We start from the raw sequence: 9381 nt of genomic DNA, 5'->3' as shown, positions 1-9381 counted from the left end.
GGGTTGGATAAAGTGGATTTTTTGTAAATCTACTTTTTATTATTATTTTAAAAATTTTTCTATAAAAATTTATCATCTTTTACCTAAACGTAAGATATTTAATGAAGTTAAAAATTTATTCTAACTGCCAAAATTATATAACATCAACAAGCTTTATAAAATAATCTTACGTTCTGACTAATTTCATAAAAGCAAATATATGGTTTAATCCAACATTAAATTTTATAAACTATTTTTCTTACATTAAATAAAATTTCACTATTCTAATTTTATACTTCAATCTCATTTAAATTTAGTTTTTTAGTCATAAATAGAGAATAAATAAATTAAAAACTGTTTTACTGGTATTATTATACTTATCAATCATAAAAATTTTAATAAAATACTCTCTGCTTTAACAAAAATGCAGTTTCTATAATAATAAAATAATCTTACGGATGTATTTAAGACTAAGATAGCTTACAAAAAATGCTTTTGTGTAATTTTATTCCTTAAACGCATTATCAACTGCTTGACAAAGCGTGTGTTCTATTAAAATATGCATCTCTTGAATCCTAGCTGTATCATTTGATGGAACAACTAAATTAAAATCACACATCTCATTCATCGCTCCACCTCCTTTTCCACTTAGTCCAAGAGTTTTTATCTTAGCAGCTTTAGCATATTCTAAAGCTTTTAAAACATTTTTACTATTTCCACTAGTTGAAATGGCTATTAAAAGATCGCCTTTTTTAGCAAGACCCTCAAGTTGCCTAACAAAAACATACTCATACCCATAGTCATTACCAATAGCTGTTAAGGCTGAAGTATCAGTTGTAAGTGCAATTCCAGCAAGTGGCTTTCTTTCAGTTTTATATCTACCCGTTAGTTCAGCTGCAACGTGCTGAGCATCAGCTGCACTTCCACCATTTCCACATAAAAAAACAGTTTTACCATTTTTTAAGCACTCAACTACCATTTCGCAAGCTGTTTTTATATCATCAACCAACTCATTTTGAACTTTTAAAACTGTTTTTAAATGTTCATTTATCTCATTTTCTATCATATTTTTCATTTTGATTCCTTAATTTTATCTATTAAATTTGTTGTGCTAAATCCATCTTCAAACTCTATCAATCTAACATCTTTTACAACATCGCTTCCAACGACATCTTTACCTAAATAATCGGCCCCTTTTACCAAAATATCAGGATTTATTTTTTTAATTAATTCATAAGGTGTATCTTCATCAAAAATAACTACAAAATCAACAAAACTTAAAGCACTTAGCATTAAAGCTCTATTAATTTGTGAATTTATAGGGCGGCTTTTGCCTTTTAAGCGTTTAACCGAATCATCGCTATTTAACCCCACAACTAAGATATCGCCTAAATTTCTAGATTTTTTTAGATACTTAATATGTCCGATATGTAAAATATCAAAGCAGCCATTTGTAAAAACTACTTTTTTATCGCCATTTTGCAAAATTTGACTTAATTCATTAGAGGTTTTTATCTTGCACTCTAATTCATCATTTAAATGGATGTATTTTTCAATCTCTTCTAAACTAGCAGTTGCACTTCCTACTTTTCCTACAACCACAGCAGCTGCTTTATTTGCTAAGATAACTGCATCTTTTATATTAAGCCCTATTGATAAAGCATATCCTAAAGTCGCTAACACCGTATCTCCAGCACCTGTTACATCATAAACTTCTTTTGCGATAGCTGGAACTATCTCTAGCTTATCATCGTATAGAGCCATTCCTTTATCTGAAAGAGTTATGATAGAGTACTTTAGTAAAACTTCATCTTTTAGCTTTAAGATTGCTTTTTTTAAAGAGTTTTGATCATTTATTTCAATACCTGTTGCCAATGATGCCTCTTTTAAATTTGGTGTTAAAAGAGTTGCTCCTTTATATTTTAAAAAATTTTTTCCTTTTGGATCTACTAAAACAAATTTAGAGTTTTGATTTGCTATTTTAATGATTGAAGAGCAAAAGCTAGGCGTTAAAACTCCTTTTGCATAATCACTTAATAAAACAGCGTCATAGTTTTTTATAATCTCTTCTAGCTTTAAAACCAACTCTTCTTCGCTTTTTGATTTTATCTCTTCCTTGCTCTCTTTATCAAAGCGGATGATTTGCTGATGAACTGCCATAAGGCGAGATTTTTGAGCACTTTTTCTACCTACTTCACGAATTAATTTTTCTATTTTTATTTTATCTTTGCTAAGTAAAAAAGAGATCTCATCTGCTATCAAATCATCGCCTAAAACACTCATAACTCCAACTTCTGCACCAAGTGTTTTTAAATTTGCTATAACATTTCCAGCCCCACCAAGACGCTTTGTTTCTTCTTTAATATCAACTACTTGAACAGGTGCTTCAGGCGAAATTCTATCACACTCTCCCCATAAATAGTGATCTATCATCAAATCACCAATGACTAAAATATTAGGATTTTTACGCATTAAATTCACTCTCATAAACTCTTTTTATCTCAGGTAGATAATCTCTAATACCTTCTTCTAAGCTAAATTTTGGCTCATATCCTAAATCTTTTTGTGTTTGAGAGATATCAGCTTGAGTGAAGTATTGATACTGATTTGCAAAAGGATTTTTTATATAAATATTTTTATAATCTGTATTTAACTCTTTTTGTAAAATATCAGCTATATCTTGAAAACTTCTAGCTTTGCCTGTAGCTGCATTATAAACTCCGCTTTTTTTAGAAAAAAGTGCTAAATAGTTTGCATTAATAACATCTTTTATATAGACAAAATCTCTTTTAATCTCTTTACTTCCCTCAAATAGCTTTGGAGAATTTCCGCTTAAAATTTGAAGTCCAAACTGAAGAACCATAGAAGCGGTTTTTTCTTTAAAAAACTCATTTTTACCATAAACATTAAAGTATCTAAGTCCTATACAATGCACACTATCATAGTATTTTTTTGCAACTCTATCCATCATAAGCTTTGAAAAACCATAAACATTTCTAGGTTCTTCACACTCCCAAACTTTTTGTGGGCTTTTTGCATTACCATATGTTGCACCTGAGCTTGCATAAATCATTTTTGAGTTTATATCTTTAGAAATTTCTAGCAAATTTATAAAAGAGTTTAAATTGGTTTTTATCATTAAACTTTGATTGCTAGCTGTTGTATCTGAAATTGCAGCCTCGTGAAAAATAGCATAAGGTTTAAATTTTTTAATGTTTTTTAAAACTTTTTTATCATTTATATCGCCTTCTAAAATAAAGCCGTTAAAATCAAGTAAATTTTTATAATGCCCAAAGCTTTTTAAATTTCCATTTTCAAACCTATCTCCACTCCTAAAAATATCTATAACCAACACATTTGCACCCATTTCTTCAAAAAAAAGTGCTAAATTTGAGCCTATAAAGCCTGCTCCGCCAGTTACGACAATATTTTTACCTTCTATGCTTTGCATTAATTTTCCTTTACAAATTTTAGAATTTCTTTAATGTTTTTTATTGTATTATACTCTAAATTTTGATTTTTGCTTAATAAAAATAAATTTTTAATCCCAGCATTTTTTCCTGCTTGCATATCGCTAACCTTATCACCTATCAAAAATGAATTTTTTAAATCTAAATCAAAATCATCTTTTGCTTTTAAAATCATACCAGGATTTGGTTTTCTGCAACTGCATTTTTCATTATCAATATGAGGACAAAAATAGACGCGATTAATAACAACACTATTTTTTAAAAATTCATCTAACATAAAATTTGTGAGTTTTTCAAAATCTTTTTTAGTGTAATAACCTCTTGAAATTCCTGATTGATTGGTAATTATTATAAGTAAAAATCCTAAATTTTGAAGCTCTTTTAATGTTTCAAAAATACCATCTTTAAATTTAAATTTTGAAATTTCATAAACATAACCAAAATCTTCATTTATAACGCCATCTCTATCCAAAAAAATAGCTCTTTTTATATAATTTTTCATATTTTTATTATACAAATTTAGATTAAATAACTATAAATTTATTTTCCTAGACAAAACGATGAAAACATTGCATCTAAAATTTCTGCTCTTTCAAAAGGTCTTGTTATGCTTGAAATTTCATTTATGGCTAAATTTAATTCATAAGCAAATAATTCAAGCTCGCTTTCATTTAATAAATTTAAAGCTCTTAAAATACTATCTTTTGCACTATTTACAGCAAAAATTTGAGTATCGCAACTAAGCATCAATCCAGCATAATTTTTAGAATCTAAATATTTTTCAAGTTCTTGTAAAAGCTCTTTTAAACTAGTTTTTACAGAAATTTTTAACCATTTTTTTGTATCAAAGTCAAATTTCTGTCTCAAATCGCTTTTATTTAAAATATAAATAATATGCTTATCTTTATTTTGATTGCAAATTTCTAAAATTTTAGCATCTTCTTCATCAAATTTTCTAGATCCATCAAAAACAGCTAAAATAATATCAGCCTCTTTTGCTATTTTTATAGAATTTTGTATGCCTATATTTTCTATTTTTGAAGTGCCTTGTCTAATTCCGGCAGTATCAATTATTTTTACCAAATGTGTACCTATAGCCAAACTTTCTTCTATACTATCTCTAGTTGTGCCAGCCTCATCGCTTATAATTGCCCTATCATATCTAAGCAATGTATTTAAAATAGAGCTTTTTCCAACATTTGGTTTTCCAATAATGGCTACTTTAAAACCATCTATCAACCCTCTTCTTTGCTCGCTAATCTCTACAATATCGCTTAATTCTTTATGGTTTTGATTTAACATTTTTTTTGTATCATCTAAAATTTCACTAGGCAAATCATCTTCTGCGTAATCAATGCACGTTTCTACATAAGCTAAAGTTTTTATCAAAGATTGCCTTAAATTTAAAACAAATTCACTTAACTCACCACACATTTGCCTAGATAAAATTCTATGAGAATCAATAGATCTTGAAGTTATTAAATTTTGAATAGCTAATGCTTTTGAAAGATCCATTTTACCATTTAAAAATGCTCTTTTGCTAAATTCGCCTGGATTTGCAAGTCTAGCACCTAAATTAATTAATTCTTTTAAGATTAAATTTGAAATCAAAAAACCACCATGGGTTTGAAATTCGACTATATCTTCGCCTGTAAAACTACTAGGTGATTTAAAATAAATAATAATTCCTTCATCAATAAACTCTCCTTTTTGAGAGTAAATTTTAGCAAATTTTGCCTCTTTTGGATTTAAAATTTTAATTTTTAAAAGTTTTAAAGCTATACCTAAAGCCTTTTTACCACTCATTCTAACAACACTAATAGAGCCTATTCCATTAGGGGTTGCTATGGCTACTATAGTATCAATCATTTTTCTTACATTCTTTTATAACTATAAATTTACCATTTTTTGATGATTTAACCCCTATATATTTATTAGGAAATTCTGCTTTTAGTTGCTCAAGTGCAATATTAATTAAAATTCCATCAAGTAACTTGGTTTGAGCTCTAGAATGCTCTTTAACGCGAGGAATTATGTAGTCATTTAGATAATTTTTAATCATATTCTCTTGATTTTTTAAAAATTCAGCTATCTCAAGTCGAATGTTTAAGCCATATTTTATACTAATCCAATTATGAAGCAAACATAAAAAAGCTTTATATCTATGCCCTTCTTTTCCTATCAATAATGCAGAATCTTTTCCATCTAATTTAATATAAATCGTATCACTATTAAATTTACTAATCTCGACGATATCTATTTCAAAAAAATTAGATGCAAGCAAATTCTTTAATCCAGTCTCTACTTGATATAAAATATTGCTAAAATTCTCTATTTTCAACTCACTTTTTTTGCTATTGCTTTTATTTTTCACCTTTTGACTAATTGATATTTCTTTTTTAGCTTGATTTTCTTGTTTGTTTGGGGATAAATTTGGTAAATCTAAAATTTCTATAATTGCATCTTTTTTAAAAAAACCTAAAAATCCATTTTTTGGATTTTGAATAACTTTTATATTTAATTCAACAACGGAACGATTAAGCTCTCTTGAGGCTTTAAGATAAGCCTCTTCAAGAGTTTTTGCTATAATTTTCATTGCTTATTGCCTTCATTTAACGCTTTTTTGCTTTTAAAAATTCTATTTACGATATATTGCTGTATCACTGAAATTATATTATTAACACACCAATACAAAGTAAGTCCAGCTGGAAAGGTTACGAAGAAAAATACAAAAATCAAAGGTAAGAATTTCATAATTTTTTCTTGCATAGGATCTGCAAATGTTGTAGGGGTAATTTTTTGCTGAATAAACATAGAAAGCCCCATAATTGCTGGTAAAATAAAATATGGATCTTTAATAGCAAGATTATCTATCCATAAAATCCAAGCAGCACCCTGAAGCTCTATAGCATTTAAAAGCACTCTATACATCGCAAAAAATATTGGAATTTGCATTAAAATTGGCAAACATCCACCCATAGGATTTGCTCCATGTTTTTTATAAAGTTCCATGATATGAATTTGCATTTTGGCTTTATCGTCTTTGTATTTTTGCTGAATTTCTTTCATTTTTGGTGCTAAATCTTTGAGTCTATTCATAGATACCATACCTTTATATGTTGGATATGCTAAAATAATTTTTATCAATATCGTGAGTAAAACAATCGCCCAACCCCAATTGCCAACATAATTATAAATAGCACTCAAAAGCCAAAAAATAGGTTTAGCTATAAATGTAAACCATCCGTATTCTATTATATCTATCAACTCTTTATTTATGTCATTAAGAATTTTATGATTTTTTGGTCCAATATAGCCATAAATTTTAAAATCTCCATTTGCTTCAATAAAAGTTTGATTTATAGTTTTATTTTGTGATGTTAAAACTACATTAAAAGGCTTTTCAAAATTATAAAATAATGTTGCATAATATCTATCAAAAGCTGATGCTATATCTACATTATGATACCTTTTAGTTTCGTTTTTCAAATCAGAATCTTCTATAATTTCTAAACTTTTATCATTAAAATCTCTAAGCAAAACACCATGAACTGTATATCCATCCACTGCTACATTAGATCTAGCACCAGGAGTTATAAAATAACTCACTGGCTTACTTAATTTCACATCTAGCTCATAATTTCCAGTTGGATAAAATTTAATTATTTTAGTAATTGTTAGCTCACCTAAATTTTGAGTTAAAGTGATAGTTTTTGGCTTGCTCGTAACGTCTAACTCATCAACACTAGCTTCATACTTGGTCTTAAAAGCCAAATCATTTAACTTTGGATCACTAAAACGAATCTCAAGTGGCATTAAATTAAGTGTAGGATCTATTAAATTTGTAAATTCACCATCTTCGTTTTTATATATATTTTCTTTAAGCATAAAAGAACTAATTCTTCCAAATTCATCTATTTTTAAATCAAAAATATCTGATTTTACATTAGCTATAGTTATATTACTTCTTTCTTTTAATCTATCTTCTATAATAGGCTTAGTTTGTGAAGCCTCAACCGATGGAGCCTTATTCGTTTGAATAGTTTGATTTGTATCTCTAAATTTGGATAAATAAAAATGATCATATCCTAAAAAAAATATAAAAGCTAAGAGTATAGCTACGACTGCTCTTTTTTGTATGGATTTTTCATCTAACACTGCTGCTTCCTTTTTAAATCTTTTATAACATAAAATTTTCCATCTTTATAAGGTATAAACCAAAAAACAGGTGCAAAAATTTGGCTATTTTTATAGCTTATTATAAAATTTTTACTAACAATTGGATAGTCTATACCACCATTAAAAAGCTTATTGCATCTTAAAATTCTTAAAAAAGAAAACGCAAAAGCTTTTAAAAAAGTATTATTTTTAAACTGCCAAATAGCATATTCTGAACAGGTTGGATAATACCTGCAACTTTTTGGCAAAAGCGGAGATATAAAGAGCTGATAAAATTTTATCACTTTTAAGCAGATTTTTTTCATTTTAAAGCTTTTAATTTTTTAAAAGACCACTTAAAATTTCTATAAATATCAATAAATTTCATGCTATTTATATCTTTTTTGGCTATAAACACAAAACTACCAAATTTCAAATCATCTTCCATTTTCAAGAGAATCTCTCGCATAACTCTTTTTGCTCTATTTCTTTTAACTGCATTACCTACCTTTTTACTTGCAACAACAGCAAACCTGCATTTTCGATCTTCCAAAAAGTAAATCACAGCACATTCGCAATGCCATTTATTCGCCTTTTGGTAAATTTCATTAAAATCATTTTGATGTTTTAATGAAATTAAACCCCTTAAACTGCCAATCTTTTTCTACCTTTTGCACGTCTTGCATTAATTACTTTACGACCATTTTTAGTCTTCATTCTAACTCTAAAGCCGTGAGTTCTAGCTCTTGGAGTTTTATGTGGTTGGTATGTTCTTTTCATAATCTTCCTTTTAAATTTTTTGTAAAGTAGGATTTTAGCTAAAATTATCTTAAAAATAGATTTAAAATTTAAAAAATAGCCAAATATTTATCATACGAGTATAAAATTATACAATAATTTAAATTTTAAGGATTTGTATTATGTTAAAAGGTATTTATCTTTTTTTAATTGCAGTTTTAGTTGGAATTGAATTAAGTATAGGAATTTTAGTTGCTCCTACTATTTTTTATCCACAAAACATTATAGGAAACGAGATTTTAACGCATTTTCAAAGCGGACAATTAATGACAAATATTTTTATAAAATACAATAAATTTTTAATATTTGTAATGTTTATAAGTTTTGTTGTTGAAATTTTCAATCTAAAAAACAAAAACGAAAGTTTTAATTTAAAATTTTCTAATTTTATGCTCGCATTCATAGGTTTTGCTTTAGCTCTTGCTTTTGTATTTTATTTTACAGATTATATTTTAGAAGCTCAAAGTTTAGGTGAAGAGATAACAAAAACAAAAACTTTTGCACAATATCATTTAGCAAGTGAATGGTGTATGAAGCTTATGATTTTTTCGCAAAGTATTTTGTTCTTTTTAAAATTTTATAATTATAAAAGATGTATAAAATGAAAATTAGAATTTATTACGAAGATAGCGATGCTGCTGGAATAACATACCATGCAAACTATATAAAATATTGTGAAAGAGCAAGAAGTGAGATTTTTTTCAATCAAGGTTATAAATTTACTCAAAACAGACATTTTGTAGTTACAAAAATAGAAGCTAAATTTATAAAACCATCTTTTATTGGGGATTTGTTGGAGGTAAAGAGTAAAATTTTAGAACTTAAAAAAACTAGTCTTACACTAAAACAAGAGATTTTTAAAGATGATGAGTTGATATTTCAAGCAGACATTAAAGTAGGTTTTTTAGTAGATAAAAAACCTGCAAGAATGGATAAAAAGTTAATTGAAATTTTAAATAATTTTATTCAAAAATAG

General features: G+C 27.3%; 12 protein-coding genes. 2 read left to right on the top strand and 10 right to left on the bottom strand.

The genetic code is table 11. The features are described from left to right. Window positions 1-484: 484 nt before the first annotated feature. The 10 genes from gmhA to rpmH are packed head-to-tail and all read right to left on the bottom strand — an operon-like array spanning window position 485 to window position 8387. Window positions 485-1054 carry a D-sedoheptulose 7-phosphate isomerase gene (gene gmhA, locus F1B92_RS02740; protein ID WP_154570378.1) on the bottom strand — a complete coding sequence of 190 codons (570 nt, stop codon included), beginning with the start codon at window positions 1052-1054 and terminating at the stop codon, window positions 485-487. Next, entirely contained in the window at window positions 1051-2451 is a 1401-nt protein-coding gene (gene rfaE1 / locus F1B92_RS02735) for a D-glycero-beta-D-manno-heptose-7-phosphate kinase (RefSeq protein WP_154570377.1), read from the bottom strand. The genes gmhA and rfaE1 overlap by 4 nt, the downstream gene beginning before the upstream one ends. Beyond that, a complete protein-coding gene (gene rfaD, locus F1B92_RS02730; RefSeq protein ID WP_154570376.1) occupies window positions 2444-3430 on the bottom strand; it encodes an ADP-glyceromanno-heptose 6-epimerase in 987 nt (328 codons plus the stop codon). Before rfaD ends, rfaE1 begins: the two co-directional genes overlap by 8 nt. Next, on the bottom strand, window positions 3430-3951 hold the full coding sequence (gene gmhB / locus F1B92_RS02725; RefSeq protein ID WP_154570375.1) for a D-glycero-beta-D-manno-heptose 1,7-bisphosphate 7-phosphatase: 522 nt from the start codon (window positions 3949-3951) through the stop codon (window positions 3430-3432). Before gmhB ends, rfaD begins: the two co-directional genes overlap by 1 nt. A 38-nt stretch (window positions 3952-3989) precedes the next feature. Further along, window positions 3990-5318 carry a tRNA uridine-5-carboxymethylaminomethyl(34) synthesis GTPase MnmE gene (gene mnmE, locus F1B92_RS02720; RefSeq protein WP_154570374.1) on the bottom strand — a complete coding sequence of 443 codons (1329 nt, stop codon included), beginning with the start codon at window positions 5316-5318 and terminating at the stop codon, window positions 3990-3992. After that, window positions 5311-6045: a Jag N-terminal domain-containing protein gene (locus tag F1B92_RS02715; RefSeq protein ID WP_154570373.1), complete on the bottom strand. Its 735-nt coding sequence runs from the start codon at window positions 6043-6045 to the stop codon at window positions 5311-5313. The genes mnmE and F1B92_RS02715 overlap by 8 nt, the downstream gene beginning before the upstream one ends. Beyond that, complete coding sequence (gene yidC / locus F1B92_RS02710; protein WP_326833076.1) at window positions 6042-7607, bottom strand: membrane protein insertase YidC; 1566 nt, start codon at window positions 7605-7607, stop codon at window positions 6042-6044. The genes F1B92_RS02715 and yidC overlap by 4 nt, the downstream gene beginning before the upstream one ends. Beyond that, on the bottom strand, window positions 7601-7933 hold the full coding sequence (gene yidD, locus F1B92_RS02705; protein WP_154570372.1) for a membrane protein insertion efficiency factor YidD: 333 nt from the start codon (window positions 7931-7933) through the stop codon (window positions 7601-7603). Before yidD ends, yidC begins: the two co-directional genes overlap by 7 nt. After that, complete coding sequence (gene rnpA / locus F1B92_RS02700; protein WP_326833078.1) at window positions 7930-8211, bottom strand: ribonuclease P protein component; 282 nt, start codon at window positions 8209-8211, stop codon at window positions 7930-7932. Before rnpA ends, yidD begins: the two co-directional genes overlap by 4 nt. 41 nt (window positions 8212-8252) lie before the next feature. Continuing rightward, the gene (gene rpmH / locus F1B92_RS02695) at window positions 8253-8387 is read right to left on the bottom strand and encodes a 50S ribosomal protein L34 (protein WP_154570371.1); all 135 of its coding nucleotides are present in this window, start codon (window positions 8385-8387) and stop codon (window positions 8253-8255) included. A 140-nt stretch (window positions 8388-8527) separates the two neighbouring features. Between rpmH and F1B92_RS02690 the strand changes: the two genes are divergently transcribed. Next, window positions 8528-9010 carry a DUF4149 domain-containing protein gene (locus tag F1B92_RS02690; RefSeq protein WP_154570370.1) on the top strand — a complete coding sequence of 161 codons (483 nt, stop codon included), beginning with the start codon at window positions 8528-8530 and terminating at the stop codon, window positions 9008-9010. Then, entirely contained in the window at window positions 9007-9381 is a 375-nt protein-coding gene (locus F1B92_RS02685; RefSeq protein WP_154570369.1) for a YbgC/FadM family acyl-CoA thioesterase, read from the top strand. Before F1B92_RS02690 ends, F1B92_RS02685 begins: the two co-directional genes overlap by 4 nt.

This window comes from Campylobacter portucalensis, assembly GCF_009690845.1.
In the GTDB taxonomy this organism is placed as follows: Bacteria; Campylobacterota; Campylobacteria; order Campylobacterales; family Campylobacteraceae; genus Campylobacter_B; species Campylobacter_B portucalensis.
Note: the sequence above shows the minus strand (reverse complement) of the source record. Positions and strands in the feature narration are given on the sequence as shown.

Bases quoted from the DNA above. Each gene is read 5' to 3' on its own strand.
- F1B92_RS02715 (WP_154570373.1), bottom strand. From the start codon at position 6,045: ATGAAAATTATAGCAAAAACTCTTGAAGAGGCTTATCTTAAAGCCTCA.
- gmhA (WP_154570378.1), bottom strand. From the start codon at position 1,054: ATGAAAAATATGATAGAAAATGAGATAAATGAACATTTAAAAACAGTT.
- F1B92_RS02690 (WP_154570370.1), top strand. From the start codon at position 8,528: ATGTTAAAAGGTATTTATCTTTTTTTAATTGCAGTTTTAGTTGGAATT.
- rfaE1 (WP_154570377.1), bottom strand. From the start codon at position 2,451: ATGCGTAAAAATCCTAATATTTTAGTCATTGGTGATTTGATGATAGAT.
- rfaD (WP_154570376.1), bottom strand. From the start codon at position 3,430: ATGCAAAGCATAGAAGGTAAAAATATTGTCGTAACTGGCGGAGCAGGC.
- yidD (WP_154570372.1), bottom strand. From the start codon at position 7,933: ATGAAAAAAATCTGCTTAAAAGTGATAAAATTTTATCAGCTCTTTATA.
- mnmE (WP_154570374.1), bottom strand. From the start codon at position 5,318: ATGATTGATACTATAGTAGCCATAGCAACCCCTAATGGAATAGGCTCT.
- gmhB (WP_154570375.1), bottom strand. From the start codon at position 3,951: ATGAAAAATTATATAAAAAGAGCTATTTTTTTGGATAGAGATGGCGTT.
- rpmH (WP_154570371.1), bottom strand. From the start codon at position 8,387: ATGAAAAGAACATACCAACCACATAAAACTCCAAGAGCTAGAACTCAC.
- F1B92_RS02685 (WP_154570369.1), top strand. From the start codon at position 9,007: ATGAAAATTAGAATTTATTACGAAGATAGCGATGCTGCTGGAATAACA.